This window comes from Agrobacterium sp. 22-214-1, assembly GCF_053522465.1.
On sequence record NZ_JBNWCK010000001.1, the window covers coordinates 988,988 to 1,012,623 of the forward strand.

The 23,636-nt window shown below is 60.8% G+C and carries 19 protein-coding genes; 11 read left to right on the plus strand and 8 right to left on the minus strand.

Translation table 11 applies throughout. The annotated features are described in order from the left end of the window. Nucleotides 1-194 precede the first annotated feature (194 nt). Nucleotides 195-1,439 carry an MFS transporter gene (locus ACQZ5G_RS04995; RefSeq protein WP_051671853.1) on the plus strand — a complete coding sequence of 415 codons (1,245 nt, stop codon included), beginning with the start codon at nucleotides 195-197 and terminating at the stop codon, nucleotides 1,437-1,439. Between the two features lie 248 nt (nucleotides 1,440-1,687). After that, nucleotides 1,688-3,061 (plus strand): magnesium transporter, encoded by a 1,374-nt coding sequence (gene mgtE / locus ACQZ5G_RS05000; protein WP_448737515.1) that lies wholly within the window; start codon nucleotides 1,688-1,690, stop codon nucleotides 3,059-3,061. Between the two features lie 70 nt (nucleotides 3,062-3,131). Here the strand turns inward: mgtE and ACQZ5G_RS05005 are convergent, their stop codons facing one another. Together ACQZ5G_RS05005 and ACQZ5G_RS05010 are read right to left on the minus strand one after the other, a co-directional pair. After that, nucleotides 3,132-3,968 carry an undecaprenyl-diphosphate phosphatase gene (locus ACQZ5G_RS05005; RefSeq protein ID WP_003524095.1) on the minus strand — a complete coding sequence of 279 codons (837 nt, stop codon included), beginning with the start codon at nucleotides 3,966-3,968 and terminating at the stop codon, nucleotides 3,132-3,134. A gap of 120 nt (nucleotides 3,969-4,088) precedes the next feature. Continuing rightward, the gene (locus ACQZ5G_RS05010; protein ID WP_003524094.1) at nucleotides 4,089-4,478 is read right to left on the minus strand and encodes a winged helix-turn-helix transcriptional regulator; all 390 of its coding nucleotides are present in this window, start codon (nucleotides 4,476-4,478) and stop codon (nucleotides 4,089-4,091) included. A gap of 103 nt (nucleotides 4,479-4,581) precedes the next feature. On the opposite strand from ACQZ5G_RS05010, the gene ACQZ5G_RS05015 reads away from it, so the two are divergent. After that, nucleotides 4,582-5,598, plus strand: a complete 1,017-nt coding sequence (locus tag ACQZ5G_RS05015; protein ID WP_448737514.1) for a zinc-binding alcohol dehydrogenase family protein — start codon at nucleotides 4,582-4,584, stop codon at nucleotides 5,596-5,598. A gap of 87 nt (nucleotides 5,599-5,685) precedes the next feature. Here the strand turns inward: ACQZ5G_RS05015 and ACQZ5G_RS05020 are convergent, their stop codons facing one another. The 3 genes from ACQZ5G_RS05020 to ACQZ5G_RS05030 all read right to left on the minus strand — a co-directional run bounded on the left by ACQZ5G_RS05020 (nucleotide 5,686) and on the right by ACQZ5G_RS05030 (nucleotide 9,277). Beyond that, nucleotides 5,686-6,426: a pentapeptide repeat-containing protein gene (locus ACQZ5G_RS05020; protein ID WP_020808663.1), complete on the minus strand. Its 741-nt coding sequence runs from the start codon at nucleotides 6,424-6,426 to the stop codon at nucleotides 5,686-5,688. 457 nt (nucleotides 6,427-6,883) lie between these two features. Further along, nucleotides 6,884-8,548 (minus strand): electron transfer flavoprotein-ubiquinone oxidoreductase, encoded by a 1,665-nt coding sequence (locus tag ACQZ5G_RS05025; protein ID WP_448737513.1) that lies wholly within the window; start codon nucleotides 8,546-8,548, stop codon nucleotides 6,884-6,886. A gap of 351 nt (nucleotides 8,549-8,899) precedes the next feature. Further along, nucleotides 8,900-9,277, minus strand: coding sequence for a winged helix-turn-helix transcriptional regulator (locus tag ACQZ5G_RS05030; RefSeq protein ID WP_448737512.1), 378 nt, complete (start codon nucleotides 9,275-9,277; stop codon nucleotides 8,900-8,902). Nucleotides 9,278-9,442: 165 nt separating this feature from the next. Between ACQZ5G_RS05030 and ACQZ5G_RS05035 the strand changes: the two genes are divergently transcribed. Both ACQZ5G_RS05035 and ACQZ5G_RS05040 read left to right on the plus strand, forming a co-directional pair. Continuing rightward, on the plus strand, nucleotides 9,443-9,841 hold the full coding sequence (locus tag ACQZ5G_RS05035) for a DoxX family protein (protein ID WP_035240151.1): 399 nt from the start codon (nucleotides 9,443-9,445) through the stop codon (nucleotides 9,839-9,841). Nucleotides 9,842-9,860: 19 nt separating this feature from the next. After that, nucleotides 9,861-10,607, plus strand: coding sequence for an SDR family NAD(P)-dependent oxidoreductase (locus ACQZ5G_RS05040; RefSeq protein ID WP_448737511.1), 747 nt, complete (start codon nucleotides 9,861-9,863; stop codon nucleotides 10,605-10,607). Between the two features lie 77 nt (nucleotides 10,608-10,684). On the opposite strand, the gene ACQZ5G_RS05045 is transcribed toward ACQZ5G_RS05040, so the two are convergent. Continuing rightward, on the minus strand, nucleotides 10,685-11,605 hold the full coding sequence (locus tag ACQZ5G_RS05045) for a cation diffusion facilitator family transporter (RefSeq protein ID WP_003524087.1): 921 nt from the start codon (nucleotides 11,603-11,605) through the stop codon (nucleotides 10,685-10,687). A 183-nt stretch (nucleotides 11,606-11,788) separates the two neighbouring features. Between ACQZ5G_RS05045 and ACQZ5G_RS05050 the strand changes: the two genes are divergently transcribed. Then, the gene (locus tag ACQZ5G_RS05050; protein ID WP_304982376.1) at nucleotides 11,789-12,577 is read left to right on the plus strand and encodes an SDR family oxidoreductase; all 789 of its coding nucleotides are present in this window, start codon (nucleotides 11,789-11,791) and stop codon (nucleotides 12,575-12,577) included. Nucleotides 12,578-12,595: 18 nt separating this feature from the next. Here the strand turns inward: ACQZ5G_RS05050 and ACQZ5G_RS05055 are convergent, their stop codons facing one another. Continuing rightward, nucleotides 12,596-13,573 (minus strand): diguanylate cyclase domain-containing protein, encoded by a 978-nt coding sequence (locus ACQZ5G_RS05055; RefSeq protein ID WP_448737510.1) that lies wholly within the window; start codon nucleotides 13,571-13,573, stop codon nucleotides 12,596-12,598. A gap of 407 nt (nucleotides 13,574-13,980) precedes the next feature. Between ACQZ5G_RS05055 and ACQZ5G_RS05060 the strand changes: the two genes are divergently transcribed. The 3 genes from ACQZ5G_RS05060 to ACQZ5G_RS05070 all read left to right on the plus strand — a co-directional run bounded on the left by ACQZ5G_RS05060 (nucleotide 13,981) and on the right by ACQZ5G_RS05070 (nucleotide 16,565). Then, nucleotides 13,981-15,279 carry an Hsp70 family protein gene (locus tag ACQZ5G_RS05060; protein ID WP_080818772.1) on the plus strand — a complete coding sequence of 433 codons (1,299 nt, stop codon included), beginning with the start codon at nucleotides 13,981-13,983 and terminating at the stop codon, nucleotides 15,277-15,279. Nucleotides 15,280-15,322: 43 nt separating this feature from the next. Next, the gene (locus ACQZ5G_RS05065; protein ID WP_448737509.1) at nucleotides 15,323-16,222 is read left to right on the plus strand and encodes a uracil-DNA glycosylase; all 900 of its coding nucleotides are present in this window, start codon (nucleotides 15,323-15,325) and stop codon (nucleotides 16,220-16,222) included. Nucleotides 16,223-16,373: 151 nt separating this feature from the next. Then, a complete protein-coding gene (locus ACQZ5G_RS05070) occupies nucleotides 16,374-16,565 on the plus strand; it encodes a hypothetical protein (protein ID WP_003509784.1) in 192 nt (63 codons plus the stop codon). Nucleotides 16,566-16,855: 290 nt separating this feature from the next. On the opposite strand, the gene ACQZ5G_RS05075 is transcribed toward ACQZ5G_RS05070, so the two are convergent. Then, on the minus strand, nucleotides 16,856-17,791 hold the full coding sequence (locus tag ACQZ5G_RS05075) for a DMT family transporter (RefSeq protein ID WP_003521252.1): 936 nt from the start codon (nucleotides 17,789-17,791) through the stop codon (nucleotides 16,856-16,858). Nucleotides 17,792-18,231: 440 nt separating this feature from the next. On the opposite strand from ACQZ5G_RS05075, the gene pepN reads away from it, so the two are divergent. After that, the gene (gene pepN, locus ACQZ5G_RS05080) at nucleotides 18,232-20,880 is read left to right on the plus strand and encodes an aminopeptidase N (protein WP_448737508.1); all 2,649 of its coding nucleotides are present in this window, start codon (nucleotides 18,232-18,234) and stop codon (nucleotides 20,878-20,880) included. A 354-nt stretch (nucleotides 20,881-21,234) separates the two neighbouring features. After that, nucleotides 21,235-23,571: a PAS domain-containing sensor histidine kinase gene (locus ACQZ5G_RS05085; RefSeq protein WP_448737507.1), complete on the plus strand. Its 2,337-nt coding sequence runs from the start codon at nucleotides 21,235-21,237 to the stop codon at nucleotides 23,569-23,571. The last annotated feature ends 65 nt before the right edge of the window (nucleotides 23,572-23,636 follow it).

The following is a 23,636-nucleotide window of genomic DNA, read 5'->3' on the forward strand; positions in this document are numbered from 1 at the left end:
TGACCCTATATAGGGTTCCGAACACCATCGCGTGAAGATGCTCTTTTGCCGAGAATCGCTCTACCGCAACGCATCATTTCATGTTAGGGATCACTTAAGGTCATTTTCATGACCGCGCATCTCCAGTCAGGGCAGACCGCTCCCATACGGTCTTGCCCTTTTTTCTGTGGGCCCTTCCCGCTTTTCAGGTCACGATGAGCCAGTCGAATATTTCCGAAGCCCGCCCTGGCGCGGAGAATGAAACCGTTTACACGGCCGCCCCTGCCGTGGCCCTCTCCCCGCTTGCCATCGCGCTCATCGAACTGGCGCTTGCCGCCGGCGGCTTCGGCATCGGCACCGGCGAATTCGCCATCATGGGCCTGCTTCCCGACGTCGCCACCACCTATGGCGTCACCGTTCCGCAGGCGGGTTATGTCATCACGGCCTATGCGCTCGGCGTCGTCATCGGCGCGCCGATCATCGCGGTTCTCGCCGCGCGCATGACGCGCCGCACATTGCTTCTCGGCCTGATGGGGCTTTTTGCGGCCGGTAATATCCTGAGCGCCGTCGCACCGGATTTCCTGAGCTTTACCGTGCTGCGCTTCATCACCGGCCTGCCGCATGGTGCCTATTTCGGCGTTGCGGCGCTGGTGGCGGCCTCCATGGCGCCGATCCACAAGCGTGCCCGCGCCGTTGGCCGCGTCATGCTCGGCCTCACCATCGCCACCCTGCTCGGCACGCCGCTCGCCACCTTCTTCGGCCAGCTTCTTTCCTGGCGCGCGGCCTTCATGCTGGTCGGCGGCATCGCGCTTTTGACGGTGGCTCTGCTCTGGTTCTTCCAGCCGCGTGACAGGGTGGAGGAAGGCGCCAGCGTATGGCGTGAACTCGGCGCTTTCCGCCGCGTGCAGGTGTGGCTGACGCTCGCCATCGCCGCCGTCGGCTTCGGCGGCATGTTCTCGGTCTTCAGCTATATCGCCAAGACCACTACCGATGTGGCGATGATGCCGGTTTCCACCGTCTCCATGGTGCTGGCGCTGTTCGGCATCGGCATGAATGTCGGCAATGTGGTCGGCTCGCGGCTGGCCGATATCTCGCTCAATGGCACGATTGGCGGCATGCTAGCCTTCAACGTGCTTGTCATGACCGTGTTCGGCATGACGGCGGACAATCCTTTCATGCTCTGCCTCTGCGTCTTCCTGATCGGCTGCGGTTTCGCCGCCTGTCCTGCCGTGCAGACGCGGCTGATGGATGTGGCGCAGGATGCGCAGACGCTGGCCGCCGCCTCCAACCATTCCGCCTTCAACATCGCCAATGCCCTCGGCGCCTGGCTCGGCGGCCTCGTCATCGCCATGGGTTTCGGTTACGCCTCCACAGGTTATGTCGGCGCGGTTCTTTCCCTTCTCGGGCTTGGCGTTTTCCTTGTTTCCGTCACCGTCGAACGGCGCGAAAAGGCGGCCTGAGCCGGCCCTATCGCAGCTTACGGAAATTTCACAATCGGGCGCTTGACTCTTTTCGGTTTCAGGCGCAACACGGCCTTACGCGCATGCCTTGCGGCACGGCGCGGATTTCAACGGAGCATCATTGGATGTCTAGCGACAGTAGCAGTCGATTGCCTTTGCCGAGACCGGCGAACGTGAACTGATCCGACCGCTGTCGGCTCACCACCGCGTTCGCCGTTATCGGCGAATCGACGGAAAGGTGAGCAATCATGAACTTCCACAACCTCTCCCAGAGGGCCAGCAAGGCCGCACGTCTTCTTCGTAGCGGAAATGCCGGCTCCACCACCATTGCCGAACGCGTCGAGCACCTCAACACGCTGGATGTCGCCGGGGCCGCAACCGCCCTTCTCGCCATGCCGCAGGCAAAGGCCGTCGCCATTCTCGACCGGCCGGAACTGCATGGCGCCGCCGCCATCATCGCCCATATTCCTGTCGAACAGGCCGCCCGCTTCGTCAACCTGATGTCTGACGACCGCGTGGCCGACGTCATGGCGGAAATGGAAGAAGAGCCGCGGGCAAAGCTGTTTTCCCGGCTGGACCGGACGACGGCTCTCTCCATCAAGCATCTGATGGGTTATCCGCCGCGCACCGCTGGCTCGATCATGACCACGGAATTCGTCAGCGTGCCTGATGACTGGACGGTGGAACAGACCCTTTCGCACATCCGCGTCGTCGAGCGGTCGCGTGAAACGGTCTATGCCATCTATGTGCTGGCGCAGGACGGAACGCTCTCCACCGTCGTGACGCTGCGTCGCCTGCTGACCGGCGAAGCCGGCGCCTCCATCCTCTCCGTCGCATCGAAGGAAGGCATCGTCTGCGCCAGCCCCCTGATGTCGCAGGAGGATGTCGCCCGGCTGATCCGCAAGCACGACCTTCTGGCCCTGCCCGTCGTCGATGACCGCTCGCATATTCTCGGCATCGTCACTGTCGACGACGTGATCGACACCATGATCGCCGACACCACGGAAGACGCCCACAAGTTCGGTGGTATGGAGGCGCTCGGCAAGCCCTATATGACGATCGGCTTTCCGGACATGATCCGCAAGCGCGCCGGCTGGCTCGCAGCGCTCTTCCTCGGTGAAATGCTGACGGCCAGCGCCATGCAGCATTTCGAGGGCGAGCTGGAAAAGGCCGTGGTGCTGACGCTGTTCATTCCGCTCATCATGTCGTCGGGCGGCAACTCCGGTTCGCAGGCCACCTCGCTCATCATCCGGGCGCTGGCGCTTGGCGAGCTGAAGCTTTCCGACTGGTGGCGGGTGCTTCTGCGGGAAATCCCGACGGGCCTGACGCTCGGCTGCATTCTGGGCGCCATCGGCTTCCTGCGCCTGAGCCTCTGGCAGCAGGCCGGGTTTTACGACTATGGCGAGCACTGGCTGCTGGTCGGCGCCACCGTTTTCGCGGCCCTCGTCGGCATCGTCACCTTCGGTTCGCTCGCCGGCTCCATGCTGCCCTTCGTGCTGCAGCGCCTGCGGCTCGATCCCGCCAGCGCCTCTGCCCCCTTCGTCGCGACGCTGGTGGATGTCAGCGGGCTGATCATCTACTTCTCGGTGGCGCTGGTGATCTTGAGCGGTACGTTGCTCTAAAAGACGAAAGGCCCGCTCAGAAGAGCGGGCCTTTTCATTTGCGGTGGGGGAAAAACGAGAAGCCCCGCCCTCAGCCACCGGCGTTGATGACGCCCGTTCCCAGCAGTCCAAGCAAAATAAAGCCGATGACCACGCGGTACCAGACGAAGGGCATGTAGCTCTTGGTGGAAACCAGTTTGAGGAAGACGACGATCACGGCATAACCGACCACGAAGGCGATCAGTGTCGCGAGCCCCGTCGGACCCCAGCCGACCGGATTGTCCTCACCGATGCTCTTGAAGAGCTGGTAAAAGCCGGAGCCGAAGACGGCGGGAACGGCGAGCAGGAAAGAATAGCGCGCCGCCGCCTCGCGGGTGTAGCCTAAAAGCAGGCCGGCGCTGATGGTGCCGCCCGAGCGCGAGACGCCGGGGATGAGCGCCATGGCCTGCGCGAAACCGAACAGGATGCCATCGCGCCAGATAAGCTGGTTCAGCTTGTAACGCTTCTCACCGATTTTATCGGCAACGCCGAGAACGATGCCGAAGACGATCAGCATCACGGCGGTGATGTAAAGGTTGCGCAGCGAGTGCTCGATGGCATCTTTGAAGAACAGGCCAAGAAAGACGATCGGCACGGAACCGATGATGATGAGCCAGCCGAGCCGGGCATCGGCCTTGTTATACTCGCCGAGGCGAAAGTTCTGCCGGAGCCAGGCGATGGCAATGCGCATGATATCCGACCAGAAATAGACCAGCACGGCCGCTTCGGTGCCGATCTGGGTAATCGCGGTGAAGGCGGCTCCTGGATCCGCGCCGGAGGGCAGGAACTCCCCGGCGATCCTCAGATGCGCGCTTGAAGAAATCGGAAGAAATTCCGTAAGCCCTTGCAAAAAGCCGAGAAATGCGGCCTCCAACCAACCGATGCTCATGTGTCCTGATGTCCCTGCTGCGAATCGAGATCGCAGCATTATGCATCAATCGGGGCAAATACATGTTGCATCGCACCATGAAAAAGGCACGCGAAGGGGTGCGCTTTTACCCGTGATTTTTCAGGCGGCCTTTTCCTTCGCCTCGGGAAGGCGGGTATATTTCTCACCGTTCCTGCACACGACATGGGCGTCGCCCCAGCTTTTCAGCGCCGAAATCACCGGTATCATCGTCTCGCCAAGCGGCGTCAGCGCATAGTCCACGCGCGGCGGCACCACCGGGAAAACGGTGCGGGAAATCAGGCCCGCCTCTTCCAGTTCGCGCAGCTGCTTCGTCAGCATGCGCTGGGTGACGCTGGGAATATGGCGGCGCAGCTCGTTAAAGCGCAGCGTGCCCTCATTGATGAGGTGATAGAGGATCACGCCCTTCCATTTGCCATCGAGGAAACTCAAGGCCGATTCCACCGGGCAGCCGGGAAAGTTGCCGGTGAGCTTGGCGCGCGGTCGCGACATCACAGTATCCTTTTTGTATGTATCATCACAAAATGTGCATTCTTGCGATCGATGTTCATATGTATCAAGTAAGAGGCACGCAAACAAGCAAAGGAGACTGTTCATGCGCGCCATCGGTTACAGGACCAGCCAGCCCATCACCGTGAAAGACGCCCTCGTCGATATCGACCTGCCCCAGCCGGAAGCGAAGGGGCATGATATTCTCGTGGAAGTGAAGGCCGTTTCGGTGAACCCCGTCGATACCAAGGTGCGCCGCAACCAGTCGCCGGAAAACGGCGAACCCCGCGTGCTCGGTTTCGATGCGGCGGGCGTGGTGAAGGCCGTCGGCGACAAGGTCTCGCTGTTCAAGCCCGGCGACGAGGTGTTTTACGCCGGTGTCATCAACCGCCCCGGCTCCAACAGCGAGTTCCATCTGGTCGATGAACGCATTGTCGGCGCAAAGCCGAAGTCCCTGAATTTCGAGGAAGCCGCCGCGCTGCCGCTGACCGCCATCACCGCTTACGAGACGCTGTTCGACCGGCTGCGGGTGAAGGAGCCGGTTCCAGGCGCGGCCAACGCCATTCTGGTCATCGGCGGCGCGGGCGGCGTCGGCTCCATCGCCGTCCAGCTTCTGCGGGCGCTGACCGATCTCACCGTCATTGCCACCGCTTCACGGCCCGAGACGATTGCATGGGTGAAGGAACTCGGCGCGCATCACGTCATCGATCACAGCAAGCCGATAGCCCCGCAGGTGGAAGCGCTCGGGCTCGGTGCGCCGGGCTTTGTCTTCTCCACCACCCATAGCGACATTCATGCCGCCGACAGCGTGGCGACCATCGCGCCGCAGGGCCGCTTCGCGCTGATCGACGATCCGGCCGGCGGTTTCGACGTCATGGCCTTCAAGCGCAAATGCGTATCGATCCATTGGGAAATGATGTTCGCCCGCGCCGTTTTTCAGACGCCTGACATGATCGAGCAGCACAGGCTGCTCAACCACGTGGCGGAACTGGTCGATGCCGGCAAGATCAAGACGACGCTGACCGAGGTTTTCGGCACCATCAATGCCGCAAATCTCATCAAGGCGCATGCGCTGATCGAGAGCAACAGGGCCAAGGGCAAGATCGTGCTTTCGGGCTTCTGATCGCCGGCGAGGCGTCCGCATCGCGGACGCTTCTCTTCCGCTTATGGAGATGTTTGAGCCGAGCGCAAGACCGCGCGGCTATTCCTGTCAGTCGTCGTCCGGATCTTCCGGGCACGGCCAGGAGGCCGGCGCGGTGAGGCCGTTCGGCAATTTGGTCTTGGCGTCACCGCAGGCAATGTCGATCTGCTTCTGATCAAGGCCGGTAGCCATGGAAAGATCGAGTCCTTCAATCCTCGTCAGCAGCAGGAATGCGCTGGTGAAATCCACCGGACCGCCGAGCTTGGCGCCGCCGAAACGGGCGCGTGACAGATTGGTCAGGGAGAATTTCGAGCCGTTCAGCGTCGCGCCCTCGAAATCGGCGCGGCCGAGTTCGGCCTTGGTGAAATCCGTGCCGTCCAGCTTGGTGTTTTCGAATTTGGTCCGCTGCATTTCGGCATTGACGAATTTGGCGTTGGTGGCGTCGGCGGCGGAAAAATCGCTGCGATAGGCTTCTACCTTGGTCAGATTGGCGCCCTGCAGGTTCGCCTCGCCAAGGGCCGTGCGGATGAGCTTGGCCTTCTCGAGATTGGCCCCCTTCAGCGACGAACCGCGCAGGTCGGTATAGGTGAAATCCGTGCCGTAAAGCATTGCCGAATCGAGATTGCTGCCGCCCAGCATCAGCAGGCGCTTGTTGCATTCGCGCCAGTCGATACCGGCCATGGCGTCGGTACGGCAGCTTGCAGCCACCAGCGGACCGCCGCTGAAAGAAACGGCAATCATCGCAAGCGCCGCCACACCGGCAACGAACCCTGTCTTCCGCACGATATTCAGCCTTTGAAAGCCGGACATTCCTTCACTCCCTGTCGTCGGGCGACGGCACTTAGGACCATATGCACATTCAAGGCGTTACCGCATCGCTGAACCACAATCCACGGACCACGCGACCATGCAACACCCCAACATCCTATATGTAAGAAATCGAAGAGCAATCCACAAATACTGACGGGGAGACGGGCGGTGGACGCTGCCTTTCCGTCATGCCGGACTTGGGTACTGGCATCCAGTCACGGGCGTCTGCGTCGTGGGAAATGCGTCCTTCGATCAGAGGTCTGCCCGTTCCGCAAATGCCGTCACTCCCGGCCGCATGACACAATGGCTGAGAGTGATTGCGAGCGGTCTTCCCACGCTCGACGTCATCCTCGGGCCTGTCCCGAGGATCTATCCACCTATCGTAAAATCAATCCGTTGCAGATGCTCGGGACAGGCCCGAGCATGACGGAGGAGAAGGCTTCGGCCGTAATCGCCATCACATATTGGCGTAAACCGGCCCCTCGCCGCCCTGCGGCGGCACCCAGTTGATGTTCTGGTTGGGGTCCTTGATGTCGCAGGTCTTGCAGTGCACGCAGTTCTGGGCGTTGATGACGTAGACTTCCTCGCCGTCCTTCTCCACCCATTCGTAAACGCCGGCCGGACAATAACGCGTCGAAGGGCCGGCAAAGACATCGTGCTCAGACAGTTTTTGCAGCGCCATGTCCTTCACCTGAAGATGCACCGGCTGGTCTTCCTCATGGTTGGTGGAGGACAGGAACACCGACGACAGCCGGTCGAAGGTCAACACACCATCCGGTTTCGGATAGGCGATCGGCTTGTGCTTTGCGGCCGGCTCAAGGCTCTCCGCATCCGTCTTGCCATGCTTCAGCGTGCCGAAGAAGGAGAAGCCGAACAGCTGGTTCGTCCACATGTCGAGACCGCCGAGACCGACGCCGATGAGCGTGCCGAATTTCGACCACAGCGGCTTGACGTTCCTGACCCGCTTCAGATCCTTGCCGATATCGCCGTCGCGCCATTCCGCCTCGATCTCCGCCACCTCGTCATGGGCGCGGCCGGCGGAAATCGCCACGGCGATCTTCTCTGCCGCCAGCATGCCCGACAGCACCGCATTATGGCTGCCCTTGATGCGCGGCACATTGACGAAACCGGCGGAACAGCCGATCAGCGCGCCGCCGGGGAAGGTGAGCTTCGGCACCGACTGATAGCCGCCTTCGGTGATGGCGCGCGCACCATAGGAAATGCGCTTGCCGCCCTCGAAGGTCTCGCGGATGGCCGGATGCGTCTTGAAGCGCTGGAATTCCTCGAAGGGGTAAAGATAGGGGTTCTTGTAGTTGAGGTGCACCACAAAGCCGACGGCGACGAGGTTATCCTCGAGATGATAGAGGAAGGAACCGCCGCCGGTCTTGAAGCCGAGCGGCCAGCCGAAGGAATGCTGCACGAGACCCTGTCTGTGCTTTTCCGGCTTGACCTGCCAGAGTTCCTTGATGCCGATGCCGAATTTCTGCGGCTCGCGATCCCTGGACAAATCGAATTTGGAAATCAGCTGCTTGGCGAGCGAACCGCGCACGCCCTCACCGATCAGCACATATTTGCCATGCAGCTCCATGCCGCGGGTGAAGTTCGGGCCCGGCTCGCCGTTCTTTTCGATACCCATATCGCCGGTGGCGACGCCGATGACGGCACCCTCGTCGTCATAGAGCACTTCGGTTGCGGCAAAGCCCGGATAGATCTCGACGCCGAGCCCTTCCGCCTTTTCCGCCAGCCAGCGACAGACCAGCCCAAGCGAGACGATGTAATTGCCATGATTGTTCATCAGCGGCGGCATCATGAAATTCGGCAGGCGGATGGAGCCGGCCGGCCCTAAGAACATGAACTGGTCGTCCTTGACCTCGGTCTTGAAGGGATGCCCCTCCTCTTCGCGCCAGCCCGGCAGCAGCCGGTCGATGCCGATCGGATCGACCACCGCGCCGGAGAGAATATGCGCGCCGACTTCGGCACCCTTTTCGAGAACGACGACCGAAAGCTCCGGCTCCACCTGCTTCAGCCGGATCGCGGCGGCAAGGCCCGCAGGACCCGCGCCAACGATCACAACGTCGAATTCCATCGCTTCGCGTTCGGGCAGTTCCATCGCTTCCGTCATCTCATCCTCTCCGCATCGCCGGTCCCATCCGGCTGTTGTTATATCCGCTTTCCGGCATTCCCGGCGCATCGCCCGCGCCAGTCAAAAAACCATCCGCGACACCGCATCCACCAGCGCCTGTCTTCGCAAAGCAGGACGCCTTTGTCGAGCTTCTATAGCGGCAAAACATGTCGCACGCCAGTCAATTGTCAGACAACCTGATGATTGCTTTATTACTTTTACGTGAACGTAAGATGCAAAATAGAGACGACCTATTAGGGCGTCAAGAGCCGTAACGGTTTAACGGCGGCCGATATTCTGCGCCGCGCCGGAAGCGGACCTCATTACTCCCCATTGAAAGGAGCGAGGGTCTCAGTCTCCTGCAGCCCTGCTGTTGGGCTTGCGGCCGCGCGGGTTCGGTTTTGCCGGGACGGTCTTGCCATGTTCTTCCCACCAAGCGGCCAGTGCCTGCATCGTCGGACCAAGACCCCCCGCCTTTTCCGTCATCTCATATTCGACGCGCGGCGGCACCTCAGCAAAAACGGTGCGCGAGATGAGACCGTCCGCCTCCAATTCGCGAAGCTGCGCCGACAACATGTGCTGGGTAATTCCCGGGATCGCTTTTCGTAATTCACCAAAGCGGTGGACCCGATGATGAAGCAGCCACATGATTTCCAGCTTCCATTTTCCCGAGAGCATCGCGAAGGCACGGCGCATCTCGTCCTGCATCGTAAAGCCGGCTTCAGTCATTGGTATGTATTCCCATACCTAGTGTCATAAATTCATCCTACTTGCGAAAATTCATTATAGCCTACAAATACTCTACGAGCTCTTCGTAGCCGATGCAACGCGTCATCCGAAAAGCGCCAGATCAACGCTCAATTTCGCCGGGACGCCCGGCGAGAGGGATATTCCATGACTATGACTTACACCTACTGGATCAGCACAGCGCTCCTGTCGGCGCTGTATCTGTCTTCGGCGGCGCTATACCTGACCAAGAGGGGCTTCGTCGAAAAAGCCCAGGCCGATCTCGGCTATCGTGCGGCCCATCTGGTGCCGTTCATGATCGTCGTGAAGATACTCGGACCCCTTGCGATCCTGACACGCCTCTCCCTGCCGCTCAGCGATCTCGCTTATGCGGGCATTTTCTATCACTTGATCCTGTCGGGAATGGCGCATCTCGGCGTCCGCAGCGTCAAGGGTGCGATGCCCGCTGCCATTGGCCTCATTCTGCTGGCCACATCCTTCGCGACGCAGAACCACGTTCGCGATGTTCCCTCGCCTTATGCTTTTGAAGCAGCGGCTCACCAGTAAATCCTAAAAAGGAAAACCCATGAAAAGATTAGAAGGCAAGGTTGCGATCGTCACAGGGGCGGGCCGCGGGATTGGCCGCGCCACCGCCAAACTCCTCGCGACCGAAGGGGCTAAAGTCGCGGTCCTCTCGCTCACGCCCGCGAATGTCGATGCCGTCGTGGCCGATATAAAAGCGGCAGGCGGGACCGCTCTGGGCATTGCGATTGACGTCAGCGATGCCAATGCGATCAAGCCTGCGATCGACACGGTTGTCGCGGCCTGGGGCGGCATCGATATCCTCGTGAACAATGCTTTTGACCCTTCAGTGGTGCAATCCTCCGTTCTCAATCTGTCGGTGGAACGACTGCAGCGCAATTTCGATACCGGTCCGATCGCCTTCCTGCGGACGATGCAGGCCGCCTATCCTCATCTGAAAGCCCGCGGCGAAGGACGTATCATCAATTTCGGATCGATGGCCGGTGTCACGGGTCTGGTGCCATATGCACCGTACAACATGGCAAAGGAGGCCATACGTGCCCTGACACGGGTTGCAGCCCGCGAATGGGGCGCTGACAATATAACTGTTAACAACGTCCTGCCGGTTGCCGATACCTGGGGTGCGGCGGCAGCCAATATTCCTGCCCCGGCCAATGCCCTTGCCCGGCATGGCTCCCCCGAAGACGACATCGCTCCCGTGGTGCTGTTTCTTGCCAGCAAGGATGCGCAGTTCATTACGGGGTACAGCCTGACGCCAGACGGCGGCATGATCATCGATGCCGGACGCTGAGAACGGTGAGATCGCGTTGCTTCCCCTTGGGAGGCGACGCTTTCAGGTGTTTCGTTGCAGCGGCACCTCGGATGGGATCAAACCGCCCATTCCTCGTCCGTCGTGAACACGATCGTCAGCCAGCGGTCGCTCCCCTCGCCGCCCAGCGCATCGCCGATTTCGTCGCGGATCGCGTCCCATTCCTCCAGACGCCGGGGTGGCCAGTTTTTCGGGACGATGAAAAAGAGTTCGATCTGACGGCCGCGGCCGACGCGGGCGACATAGGAATAGTGGGAAGAGAAACCGAATTTCTCCACCGTCTCGGCCGCCACCCGGTCCACATGCTGCTTGAATTCCAGCGGGGTCACCAGAAGGATGTCCGCGAGCGCCTGTTTCACATTGCCGAGCGGCATGGGAATGATGACGAGGCAAACCAGCGCCAGCACGGCCGGGTCGATATAGGGTGCGAGCCATGCCTGCGCCGTTCCCGTGAGCCCGTAACCCACGGCGAAGGCGACGAAGAGCGCCATGCTCAGAAGCGCGCTCATCAGCCAGCTTTTGGCGTCCAGCGCCACGAATGCGGATTTCAGCCGGCGGTTCTGCCGTTTGACGAACCATGCCATGGCGAGCGAGACGGCGAAGCTGACGAAGGTGACGACGATGGCGTAATCGAACTCGATCGATCTGCCGCCATCCATCAGGCTGTCGACGGCATTGATGAGGGCGTAGATCGCAGCGCCCATCAGGAGCGTGCCGTTAAGCCCGAGCACCATCGGCTCCAGATGCCAGAAGCCCATGGTGAAACGCTCCACCAGCCGGCCGCCGGGTTTGGGCGCGGCGGAAGCGGCGATCAGCCGCGCGACAAGCAGCGCCAGCACCGTCATGAAAGCATCCGTCAGCGCATAGACACCATCGAAAACCACGGCGAAGGAGCCGGAGAACAGACCTGCGCCGATGCCGAAGAGCGCCAGCAGAACCGTGACGGCAATGGAGAATTTGAGCAGGGATTGTTCTGTCATGACGCGTATTTTACCTTCAAAACCGGACGCCGCCTTCCTCGAAGCGTTTTCGCTTTTCCTTGAATCGCGAAAGCGCTCTAACTCTTTGTTTTGTAGCATTTCCAGACGGAAAACCGGGGTCCACTTTTCCTGGAAATACTCTATAAACAGCACATTGAGCACTCACAAGACAGGACAAAACCCATGGATCTCGGCATTTCCGGCAAACGCGCCCTCGTTCTCGCCTCCTCTCGCGGCCTTGGGCTGGGCATTGCCACCGCGCTGGCGAAAGAAGGCGCACATGTCCTTCTTGTCGGCAGAAGCGGCGAGAAGCTGGAGGCGAATTGCAAGGCGATCAATGCGCTCGGCAAGGGCAAGGCCGACTGGGTCTGGGGCGATCTGGCCGAGGACAATTTCGTCGAAGCCATGGTTCAGGCCGTCAGGGAAAAGCTCGGCGGCATCGATATTCTCGTCAACAATACCGGCGGCCCGACGCCGGGCCTTGCGCAGGAGATGACGGCCGACAAGCTGGATACCTTCTTCCAGTCGATGGTGATGCGCGTCATCACGCTTACCAATGCGCTTTTGCCGCAGATGAAGGAACAGGGTTTCGGTCGCATCCTGACCGTCGCCTCCTCCGGCGTGTTCGAGCCGATCGCCAATCTGGCGCTGTCCAATACGCTGCGCGGCGCACTGGTCGGCTGGAGCAAGACGCTGTCCTCCGAAGTGGCCGGTTTCGGCATCACATCCAACCTGCTGCTGCCCGGCCGTATCCATACCGACCGCATCGATGAACTCGATGGCGCCAACGCCAAGCGTCTGGGCAAAAGCGTCGAGGAAATTCGCGAGGCTTCCGTCAAGAGCATTCCGGCCGGTCGTCTCGGTACGGTGGAGGAATTCGCCGCCGCCGGCGCTTTCCTCTGCTCGGTTCCGGCAAGCTATATCACCGGCACGATGCTGCGGGTGGATGGCGGCGCAGCAAAGTCGAATTAAGGCCGCGACGGCGCGCGATCAAACGGGCGCATCGTGGATGACGAAGCGGTTGCGCCCCGTATTCTTGGCCCGATAAAGCGCCGTATCCGCCCGACGCAGCGCTTCAGCCGCGCAATCGCCGGGACGGACGAAGGCAATGCCCGCCGAACAGGTGTAACGGAAATCCGGGACCTGTTCGAGCGGTGAGGCTTCCCGCAGCGACGCAAACAGGGCTTCGACGACGCTTTCGGCGTTGTGCATTCGCGCGCCGCTCAGCCCCAGCAGAAACTCCTCGCCGCCGATACGCCCGATGAGATCGTCGCGACCGGCGGCGGCGCATAGTTTTTCGGCGAAATGTTTCAGCACCCCGTCGCCCGATGCATGACCGAAGCGATCGTTGATACTCTTGAAATGATCGATATCGAGCAGCACCAGAGCCAGCGCCTGCGCCTTGTGGGGGCCGAGGCTGTGGCCCAGATTGTCCATCAGGTAACGGCGATTGCCGAGGCCCGTCAACTCGTCGCTGAGGGCGGATTTGAGCGCCCTGTCGCGCTCCTGCCTGAGGTCGCGAAGCTCTATGCCGAGTTCGGAAATATCGGTGATGACGCACAGCATCCAGCCGCCCGGCAACGTCGTTTCCGTCGTCAATACCCAGCGCCCGTCATTGAGGCTGGTTTCGATGGTGCGGAAGGGCAGCTTGCCGCGCCTCGTCCTGGCGGAGCGCAACCAGACCTCGAAGTCGGAAGTCTCGATTGCGGTGCCGGTGGAGTTGCCGTAGCCGCTGCGCATCAACTCGACCCAGCTTGGAAATTCATCCGGCGCGACATCCAGCGCCTTGCGGAAAGCCGCATTCGCAAAACACAGCCTGTCCTCGCCATCGAACAGCGCATAACCCTGCTGCGATGCCTCAAGAAGGTTCATGAGCTGACGGTTGAAAACGCCGGCATCGCCCCGAACGAGGCCGGGATGATCCGGCGATACATTGTCGAAGTTGGAACTGGTCGTCTTGCGGGACATTGAATTTTCCAGATGACAAAGCGACAGGCAAAACCGAAGGGAGCGTTGAGTTAAACCCTTATCGTCGGGCTCCGCCAGTGCAAAAAACAATGCATGCGCGCCGGCTGCCATTGCGCTGTTCCACGGCAGCGGCTTCGTACCAGCATAGCGACAAACCCCTAAGAACATTGTCAAAAAACTGCCGCGCTCTTTCACGAGTGCGGAGGCAGATCGTTTACCATCTTCCCTACCCGGCAGACGCTGCCGTCAATCTGCGAAAAACGGTGGGGGAAAAGCTTGCCATTCCATCGGGCCTGTGCAATCAACCGCCCTCCTCTGACATCGGGGTGCCAAAGGCATCCCTTATTTTCACGCCGGGCCGCCTTTCAGGCCGGGCGGGTGTTTCTATCGGCAACAAGGATATGGCGATGACGCAAAAGCGGGCTCTCGGCCTCGATTTCGGCACGACCAACACGGTCATGGCTCTTTCCGACACGGGCGGCGCCAGCCGTTCCATGCGCTTCACCAGCAGCGCGGGCACGGATGACAGCATGCGCACGGCGCTCTCCTTCATGAAGGATGCCGGCCTTGGTGCGGCCGCCCTGCATGTGGAAGCCGGCCATGCCGCCATCCGGCAATTCATCGACAATGCCGGCGACTGCCGTTTCCTGCAATCGATCAAGACATTCGCGGCCTCGCCGCTGTTTCAGGGCACGCTGATCTTCGCCAAGCGCCAGAGCTTCGAGGATCTGATGGATGTGTTCCTGCGCAAGCTGAAGGCCTATGCGGGCGAGGAATGGCCGGGGGACGTCTCCACCGTCATCGCCGGCCGGCCGGTGCGTTTCGCCGGCAGCAATCCGGATGAAACACTGGCGCTCGCCCGTTACAACGAGGCGCTCACCCGCGCCGGATTCCCGGAAATCCACTATGTCTACGAGCCGGTGGCGGCCGCCTATTATTTCGCCCAGAGCCTGAAGAAGGACGCCAATGTGCTGGTGGCGGATTTCGGCGGCGGCACGACGGACTATTCGCTGATCCGTTTCGAAACCCATGCCGGCAAGCTTTCCGCCACCCCCATCGGCCATTCCGGCGTCGGCGTGGCGGGCGATCATTTCGACTTCCGCATGATCGACAATCTGGTCTCGCCGGAAATCGGCAAGGGCAGCAAGTTCAAGAGCTTCGACAAGGTGCTGGACGTGCCCTCCGGCTATTACGTGAATTTCGGCCGCTGGAATCAGCTGTCGATCTTCAAGACCTCGAAGGAATTCACCGACCTCAAATCGCTGGTGCGCTCGGCGCTGGAGCCGGAAAAGCTCGAACTCTTCATCGATCTGGTCGAACATGACGAGGGTTACCCGCTCTATCAGGCGATATCCGCCACCAAGATGGCGCTCTCCTCGGCGGAAGAAGCGGAATTCAACTTCGCACCATTGGGCAAGGCCGGCCGCAAGATGGTGAAGCGCAGCGATTTCAACAACTGGATCGCCGAAGACCTCGCCAAGATAGAAGAAGCGCTCGACGAGGTTCTGGAAAAGACGAAAGTCGCGCCCGAAGCCATCGACAAGGTGTTCCTGACCGGCGGCACCTCCTTCGTGCCGGCGGTTCGGGAGCTTTTCACCCGCCGTTTCGACGCCGACCGCATCGAAAGCGGCGGCGAGTTGCTCTCGATTGCCCATGGTCTGGCCATGATCGGCGAAAGCGGCGATATTCAGCGCTGGACAGTGTGATTTGCGGGTTCCCCGGGCGGGGAACATGGGGTAATTTCCGCCCATGATCGCCGCTCACGACCTCTCCCCGGCCGAACTCGCCGCCCTCCTGCATTTCCATGCGGATGCGGGCGTGGACTGGCTGCTGGAAGACCAGCCGGTCGATCGTTTCGCCGAATTTGCCGCCGCCCGCCCAGCCCGATCCGCGCCTGCGCAGGAGGCCGCAGCAGCTTCACGCCGGATGGAAAGGCCGGCGGACCGCCGTGCCGATGCGCCTCAGCGGCAGGCGGCGACGCGCAACGCCCCGGCGCGCGGCGCACCGGCGGCCCCCGCCATTCAGCAGAATGTCGCCATGCCGGACGAGCAGGCCGTGGCGGCGGCGCGTTTTGCGGCCGAAAGCGCGCGGTCGCTTGCCGAGCTGAAAACCGCGCTCGACGGTTTCAGCGGCTGCAACCTCAAGAACAGCGCGCGCAATACGATCTTTACCGAAGGCGACCCCGCCTCCGCCATTATGGTCATCGGCCCGATGCCGGATGCCGATGACGACCGCGAAGGCCTGCCCTTCGCCGGCAAGACCGGGCTGTTGCTCGACCGCATGCTGGCGGCCATCGGCCTTGAACGCGGGGCCATCATGCTCGGCAATGTCGTGCCCTGGCGGCCGCCGGGCAACCGCCCGCCGACTCAGGCCGAAATGGATATCTGCCGGCCCTTCATCGAGCGTCAGATCGCCCTTGCGGAGCCGAAACACCTGTTGCTTCTCGGCAACTTTACCGCACGTTTCTTCTTTGGCGGCACTGGCACGATCCATACGCTACGCGGACAGTGGCGTGATGTCGCAGCCGGACACCTGATTCTGCCGGCTTTGGCCAGCCTGCATCCGCAGGAACTTTTGAATGCGCCGGCCAGCAAGTCATTGGCATGGCAGGATTTATTGGCTTTTCAGGCAAAGATTGCCGAAGGCTGATTGCCTTATTCTTGCTCAATGTAAATGAATTATGAAAAAAGCCATGCACAATGCGCATAACAGCGGCGCATTTGCTCAGCTTGCCGAATCCATGCTGCACTGCGATATAGGCCCCATGTCTTGGGAGGAATAGGTTTAAGGAACCAAGGCAATGACCACTCGCTTCCGTCCGGTACATTCCGGCTTTGAAACGCTCCGCCTGGCGGGCCTCGGCCCTCGCTCCAGTCAGGGCTACCATCGTTTCGGCGCAGCCGCAAACGAACAGATGACCGCACGCGCTGCCATGCAGCAGGTCCGCGTGACGCGTCCCTCGGCAGTCTTCGCGGATTTCCGCGAGCGCTGAGAAGCACTCAGGCCAGTCTAGCGCTGGTCCACAGATATGATTGCGCGCTGGCGTCTTTCTTCGGGAAGGCGCCTTTTGCTTTTGCGTGTGTTTGCGAGAGCGGGCCGCTTAGACGCGCCAAACACTCCGACGTCATCCTCGGGCCTGTCCCGAGGATCTGCAACGGATCGATTTTGGTGGCGTGTTTAGATCCTTGGGACAAGCCCAAGGATGACGCCGGGAAAATATCTGCCCTTCGTCATTAACTTCGGGGATACGATGCAATCATACCGCGGGAGTGGCAACATCCCTCACCCCTGCGGCGTCGAGGCCTTGCGGGCCGCCCGTCTTGCCAGGCCCAGCTGATGCTCGCGAAAGATGATGAAGATGCCGGCGAGGATAACGATCGCCGTGCCGATCAGCATCGTCAACGTGGGAATATCTCCGAACAGAATGTAGGAGACCGCGATGCCGAAGATGATGGAGCTGTATTCGAAGGGCGCGATGACGGAGACTTCGGCGTGCCGGTAACTCTCCGTCAGGAAGATTTGCGCAACCCCGCCGCAGATGCCGCTGGTGATCAGCAGCATGGCCTGCGTCATGCTCAGCGCACTCCAGCCGAAGGGCACGCTGACGAGCGACAGCAGGGTGGCGGTGAGCGAAAAATAGAGCACGATGGTCGGCGTCTTTTCCGTCTCCACCAGTTGCCGCACCTGGATCATCGCCAGACCGCCGAGCGCCGCACCGCACAATACGGCAATGGCCCCCAGCCCCTCACCGGCGGCAAAACCGCCCTCCCTCAGAAGCGTCATCTTCGGCCAGAGAATCACCAGCACGCCCGTCATGCCGACGAAGACCGCGCTCCAGCGATAGATGCGCACCTTTTCATGCAGGATGACGGCGGCAAAAACGACCGCGAGAAGCGGCGAGGCATAACCGATGGCGATGAATTCCGGCAGCGGCAGCATGGTCAGCCCGTAAAAGCCGCAGGCCATGGACAGGATGCCCAGAAACCCGCGCTTGAAATGGCCGAAAAGATTATTGGTGTGCAGCGCGCTGGTCAGCGCATGCAGCCACGCCAGATAGACGACAATCGGGAGAATGGCGAAAGCGGAGCGGAAGAAGGTGATCTGGCCGGCAGGCACATCGCCTGCGGCCTTGATACAGGTCTGCATGACAAGAAAAAAGCCGACCGAAATCAGCTTCAGGCTAATCCCGCGAAAGGGATTCATCGGTTCGGCGTTCATTGGCAACTACTCATATCGGCTGCGCAAACACGCCATCGGGAGATTTTTCATGCGGGGAGGACGACGCAGGGGAATTGGATTTATGCAAGGCTAGAGCATTCCTCCGGCGCTTTACAACAAAAAATGTGATTTACCCGTGAATTCCGTCGATTTGGGGAGGGATTGTTTTCGCGGCTGCGGAAATGATGCAAACCAAAAGCGACGCGCGCTAAAATTTGAAGAAAATAAAATATAATTTCAGCAATCGTTCAACATTTGCTGCCATGGTCCACAGGTCCGGCGGCGGGAGGATTGTCTGCACGGCCGGCAAAGCCTTCCATGGCGGGACAGAACGTCCTCCGACGCGCACATGAACGTGACGAATATTCTACCCATTTTACATCCGGGCCTTATGACGACATGATGCCGGGAAGACCACGCAAAGTTATTCAGGGACAGTCATGCGAACAGACACGGGCCAGATCGTTCACCTGGCAGATTACCGCCCCACCGATTTCGTTCTGGAGCGGGTGGATCTCACCTTCGAACTCGACCCCAAGAATACCAAGGTCGAAGCCCGTCTGATCTTTCACCGGCGCGAAGGTGCTGAGCGGCAGGCGCCGCTGGTTCTCGATGGCGACGAGCTGAAGCTTTCCAGCCTGCTGCTCGATCAGGTGGAACTTCCCGCCGGTCAATATGAGGCGACGCCGGAGAGCCTGACCATCCGCGACCTGCCGACGGAGGCGCCCTTCGAAATCTGCGTCACCAATTACATCAATCCGCAGGTCAATACGCAGCTGATGGGGCTTTACCGCACCAATGGCGTCTATTGCACCCAATGCGAGGCGGAAGGCTTTCGCCGTATCACCTATTTCCCCGACCGGCCGGATGTTCTGGCGCCCTATACGGTGACGATCATCGCGGCGAAGGAAGGCAATCCCCTGCTGCTCTCGAACGGCAATTTCCTCGGCGGCGGCAATTACGATGAAGGCCGTCACTTCGCGGCATGGTTCGATCCGCATCCGAAACCAAGCTACCTCTTCGCGCTTGTCGCCGGCGATCTCGGCGTGGTGGAAGATACCTTCACCACCATGTCCGGCCGCGAGGTGGCGCTGAAGATTTACGTCGAGCACGGCAAGGAGCCGCGTGCGGCCTATGCGATGGACGCGCTGAAGCGTTCGATGAAGTGGGACGAAGAGCGCTTCGGCCGCGAATACGACCTCGATATTTTCATGATCGTCGCCGTGTCGGATTTCAACATGGGCGCGATGGAGAACAAGGGTCTCAACGTCTTCAACGACAAATTCGTGCTGGCCGATCCGGAAACCGCCTCCGATGCGGATTACGCCAATATCGAGCGCATCATCGCGCATGAATATTTCCACAACTGGACCGGCAACCGCATCACCTGCCGCGACTGGTTCCAGCTGTGCCTGAAGGAAGGCCTGACGGTCTATCGCGATCAGGAATTTTCCGCCGACATGCGCTCACGGCCGGTCAAGCGCATTGCCGATGTGCGTCACCTGAAATCGGAGCAGTTTCCAGAGGATTCCGGCCCGCTGGCGCATCCGCCGCGCCCCGATACCTATCGCGAAATCAACAATTTCTACACGACGACCGTTTATGAAAAGGGCGCCGAAGTCACCCGCATGATCGCCACGATCCTCGGCGCGGATGACTTCAAGAAGGGCATGGACCTCTATTTCGAGCGCCATGACGGCGAAGCCGCAACCGTCGAGGATTTCGTCAGGAGCTTCGCGGACGCCAGCGGCCGTGACCTTTCGCAGTTTTCGCTGTGGTACACCGAAGCGGGCACGCCGCTCGTCTCCGTCTCCTCGGCTTATGATGCGGGCAAGTCCACATTCAAACTCACTCTGGAACAGACGACCGCGCCGACGCCCGGCCAACCGGTGAAGCAGCCGCGTCACATTCCGCTGTCGCTGGCGCTGATCCTCGACAATGGCCAGATCGCCGAGCCTCAGGCCGTCGAAGGCGGCGACTATCGCGACGGCGTGCTGCACCTGACGGAACGCAACCAGACTTTCTCCTTCTCCGGCATTTCCTCGCGGCCGGTGCTGTCGATCAATCGCAGCTTCTCGGCGCCGATCAATCTGGATTTCGAGCAGAGTGCGGCCGATCTGGTGCAGATCGCCCGGCATGAGACGGATATGTTCGCCCGCTTCCAGGCGCTGACCGATCTTGCCCTGCCGGCGCTGATTGCCGCCACCAGGGCTGTGCAGAATGGCAAGGACGTTCAAACGGATGCGGAGCTGACCGCAACGCTCATCGAAATCATCGGCAACGACGCACTTGAGCCCGCCTTCCGGGCGCAGGCGCTGGCCTTGCCGAGCGAAACGGATATCGCTCGCGAAATGGGCGGCGACAACGATCCGGACGCCATCCACAGGGCGCGCAACGCCACCATCAAGGCCATTGCGACGGCCGGGCTCGAAACGCTGCGGCGGCTTGCCGACAGCACGGCTGACGTCGAGGCCTATAGCCCGGATGCGGCAAGTGCGGGACGCCGTTCGCTGCGCAACGGTGCGCTGACCTTCCTCGCCTTTGCCGAGGAAACGCCGGCCCGCGCTTCGAAGGCTTATGCCGACGCCACCAACATGACCGATCTTGCGCATGCGCTCAGCGTGCTGACCCAGCGTTTCCCGGAAAGCACGGAAACAAAGGAAGCGCTTGCCGCCTTCGAAACGCGCTTTGCCGACAATGCTCTGGTGCTCGACAAGTGGTTCTCGCTGCAGGCCGCCATTCCCGGCGACGGCGCGCTCGACCGGATCAAGGCGCTGATGAAATCGAAACATTTCATCGCCACCAATCCGAACCGGGTACGCTCGCTCGTGGGCACGCTTGCCTTCGCCAACCCCACCGGCTTCCACCGTGCCGATGGCGCCGCCTACCGGTTCCTCGCCGAGCAGATCATTGCCATCGACAAGCGCAATCCGCAGCTCGCCGCCCGCATTCTCACCTCCATGCGCTCCTGGCGGTCGCTGGAGGCAAGCCGTGCCGAACACGCCAAGGCGGCGCTTTCGACCATCGCCGACGCCAAGGGGCTGTCGACGGATGTAAGCGATATCGTCGGGCGCATCCTGAAGGGCTGATTTCCCTCGCTTTTCCGGCAGTTCGAAACGGACTGCCGGAGTGCTCCGCAACCCTCATTCCTGTGCTTGTCACAGGAATCTAGCCAGCCCAAGTCCTTGGGCTGAAAGGACTCTTTTCGCCACGCAGACGCGTGTCGGCTGGATTCCTGTGACAAGCACAGGAATGAGGAAATGGGGGTGTAACGACACCAGAAGTCCTTGCATCCCGTACCGTCCCGAAAAAATACGGAGTCGGTTCAAGGGGTTAAAATTCTTTTAACTTTTGCCTCTGGACACGGCGAATCGCATTTGATTCACTAGTCATATTCGAGCGGCGGCGCTTCGAATCACTGGGGACATCTTGAAGGCGGGACAATGACGAACGTGCGGCGGGCGACTGCGGGCGATGAGCGGCCGTATGCCAAATTTTCTGATCTTGCGGCTTGGGGCGAAAGGCTTTCCAGCGACCTGATGGGTTTGATGAATGGCTCCGACCGCCCGATGCCGCAGGTCGAGACCCTGCTGAAACGTCTCATTCCCATTCTCATCCTCGCCTTTCTCGTCGTCGTCGCAGCCTCGCGCATGCTGGGCATCGTCGCCGAATATAGCCGCATGGAAGAGGCCGCCCGCCATTCCACGGCGCTGACGGCGCTGACGGCCAAAGCAGCCCTTCTCAACAACGATACCGTCTTCACCGCGCAGGATCGCGCCCGCGCCGAAGCGAACCTCGTCGCGGCGCTGCCGTCGGGCAGCCTTGCCGACGGCACCATGGTGCTTCTTTCGGGCAGCAATGGCCGCATTTTCGCCGGCGCCGGCAAGGAAGCGATGCTTTATATCGGCACGTCGCTGCCGGCTTTGCTTCCTGAAATAGCCATCGTGCAGCGTTTCCCCGGCGCGCCCGGCACCATCGAGACCAATATTGACGGCCAGCAGCATTATGCGACGATGATCCCCTTCGGCGACGATGGCGCGATGGTGATCGCGGCCCGCTCGCTGCAGCCGATCCGTTCCTTCTGGCGCAGCGAAATCGCCATGAACGTGACGCTGTTCGCCGGCATCTCCTCGATCCTGCTCGTCGTGCTCTATGCCTATTACATGCAGGTGAAGCGCGCCCGCGACGCTGACGACATCTTCGCCGAATCCAATCTGCGCGTCGAAACCGCGCTGTCTCGCGGCCGCTGCGGGTTGTGGGATTTCGATCTTTCCACGCGGCGCATGTTCTGGTCCGGTTCGCTCTACGAAATTCTCGGGCTGCCGCCCAAAGCCGCGCCGCTCTCCTTCTCCGACGCCGCCCGCATGATGCATTCCGAAGACGGCAATCTCTATGAGCTTGCCCGCGCCGTCGGCTGCGGTAACCTGCGCCAGATCGATCAGATCTTCCGCATGCGCCATTCCAAGGGCCACTATGTCTGGCTCCGCGCCCGCGCCCAGGTCATCCGCACCAATAACGGCCCGCGCGTCATCGGCATCGCCATGGATGTCACCGAGCAGCACCGCCTTGCACAACGCTACGCCGAGGCCGACCAGCGCCTTGCCGACGCCATCGAATCCACCTCGGAAGCCTTCGTGCTGTGGGACAAGAACGACCGTCTGGTGATGTGCAATACCCATTACCAGAAGGCCTATGGCCTGCCGGACAGCGTACTGGTGGCAGGCACGGAAAAAAGCACCGTCTATGCCGCAGCCGCCCGCCCCGTCGTTGAACGTCGCGTTGCCGATCCGGACCAGTCCGGCCTGTCGCGCACCACCGAAGTGCAGCTTGCCGATGACCGCTGGCTGCAGATCAACGAACGCCGCACCCGTGATGGCGGCCTCGTCTCGGTCGGCACCGATATCACCCTTCTGAAGCGCCATCAGGAACGACTGCGCGATTCCGAGCGCCGGCTGATGGCCACCATTGGCGATCTCTCCGCCTCGCAGCACAAGCTGGAGCGGCAGAAGACCGAGCTTTCCGACGCCAACGCCAATTATCTCGCCGAAAAAGAACGCGCGCAGGCCGCCAACCGGGCGAAATCCGAATTCCTTGCCAATATGAGCCATGAGCTGCGCACGCCGCTCAACGCCATCCTCGGCTTTTCCGACATCCTGCAGAACGAGATGTTTGGACCTGTCGGTTCGCCGAAATATTCCGAATATGCCCGCGATATTCACGATAGCGGCAAACACCTGCTCAACGTCATCAACGATATTCTCGATATGTCGAAGATCGAGGCGGGCCATATGCGCATCAACCGTGAGACGATCGATCTCGCGCCGCTGATCGAGGAAACCCTGCGGCTAACCGCCATTCAGGCCGAGCAGAAGAACATCACCGTGCAGCAGAAGGTCTGCGCTGGCCTCACCATGCAAGGCGACCGCCGCGCCATGAAGCAGATCATGCTCAACCTGCTCTCCAACGCCGTGAAATTCACCGGCGATGGCGGCCGCATCGCGCTGCGCACCCATGTGCATCAGGCCGCGATGATCCTCACCATCGCAGACACCGGCATCGGCATTCCCGCCCAGGCGCTCAACAAGATCGGCCAGCCTTTCGAACAGGTGCAGAGCCAATATGCCAAGAGCCAGGGCGGCTCCGGCCTCGGGCTTGCGATTTCCCGCTCGCTGGTGAAGCTGCATGGCGGCACGATGAAAATCCGCTCGTGTGAGGGTCGGGGCACGGTGGTGACGATCATCATTCCGCATGCGGCGGGGTGCTGTGGGACGGTGCATTGAGCGTTGGACGATGTTCGCGCCCAACCGACAGAGGCCTAAATTATAGGGAAATGGGCTCTTCCATC

What these genes read in the sequence shown, in the direction of transcription:
- ACQZ5G_RS05030 (WP_448737512.1), bottom strand. Translation starts at nt 9,277, where the DNA reads ATGACTGAAGCCGGCTTTACGATGCAGGACGAGATGCGCCGTGCCTTC.
- ACQZ5G_RS05050 (WP_304982376.1), top strand. Translation starts at nt 11,789, where the DNA reads ATGGATCTCGGCATTTCCGGCAAACGCGCCCTCGTTCTCGCCTCCTCT.
- ACQZ5G_RS05070 (WP_003509784.1), top strand. Translation starts at nt 16,374, where the DNA reads ATGACCACTCGCTTCCGTCCGGTACATTCCGGCTTTGAAACGCTCCGC.
- ACQZ5G_RS05020 (WP_020808663.1), bottom strand. Translation starts at nt 6,426, where the DNA reads ATGTCCGGCTTTCAAAGGCTGAATATCGTGCGGAAGACAGGGTTCGTT.
- pepN (WP_448737508.1), top strand. Translation starts at nt 18,232, where the DNA reads ATGCGAACAGACACGGGCCAGATCGTTCACCTGGCAGATTACCGCCCC.
- ACQZ5G_RS05015 (WP_448737514.1), top strand. Translation starts at nt 4,582, where the DNA reads ATGCGCGCCATCGGTTACAGGACCAGCCAGCCCATCACCGTGAAAGAC.
- ACQZ5G_RS05065 (WP_448737509.1), top strand. Translation starts at nt 15,323, where the DNA reads ATGATCGCCGCTCACGACCTCTCCCCGGCCGAACTCGCCGCCCTCCTG.
- ACQZ5G_RS05075 (WP_003521252.1), bottom strand. Translation starts at nt 17,791, where the DNA reads ATGAACGCCGAACCGATGAATCCCTTTCGCGGGATTAGCCTGAAGCTG.
- ACQZ5G_RS05055 (WP_448737510.1), bottom strand. Translation starts at nt 13,573, where the DNA reads ATGTCCCGCAAGACGACCAGTTCCAACTTCGACAATGTATCGCCGGAT.
- ACQZ5G_RS05040 (WP_448737511.1), top strand. Translation starts at nt 9,861, where the DNA reads ATGAAAAGATTAGAAGGCAAGGTTGCGATCGTCACAGGGGCGGGCCGC.
- ACQZ5G_RS04995 (WP_051671853.1), top strand. Translation starts at nt 195, where the DNA reads ATGAGCCAGTCGAATATTTCCGAAGCCCGCCCTGGCGCGGAGAATGAA.
- ACQZ5G_RS05005 (WP_003524095.1), bottom strand. Translation starts at nt 3,968, where the DNA reads ATGAGCATCGGTTGGTTGGAGGCCGCATTTCTCGGCTTTTTGCAAGGG.
- ACQZ5G_RS05010 (WP_003524094.1), bottom strand. Translation starts at nt 4,478, where the DNA reads ATGTCGCGACCGCGCGCCAAGCTCACCGGCAACTTTCCCGGCTGCCCG.
- ACQZ5G_RS05060 (WP_080818772.1), top strand. Translation starts at nt 13,981, where the DNA reads ATGACGCAAAAGCGGGCTCTCGGCCTCGATTTCGGCACGACCAACACG.
- ACQZ5G_RS05045 (WP_003524087.1), bottom strand. Translation starts at nt 11,605, where the DNA reads ATGACAGAACAATCCCTGCTCAAATTCTCCATTGCCGTCACGGTTCTG.
- ACQZ5G_RS05085 (WP_448737507.1), top strand. Translation starts at nt 21,235, where the DNA reads ATGACGAACGTGCGGCGGGCGACTGCGGGCGATGAGCGGCCGTATGCC.
- ACQZ5G_RS05035 (WP_035240151.1), top strand. Translation starts at nt 9,443, where the DNA reads ATGACTATGACTTACACCTACTGGATCAGCACAGCGCTCCTGTCGGCG.
- mgtE (WP_448737515.1), top strand. Translation starts at nt 1,688, where the DNA reads ATGAACTTCCACAACCTCTCCCAGAGGGCCAGCAAGGCCGCACGTCTT.
- ACQZ5G_RS05025 (WP_448737513.1), bottom strand. Translation starts at nt 8,548, where the DNA reads ATGACGGAAGCGATGGAACTGCCCGAACGCGAAGCGATGGAATTCGAC.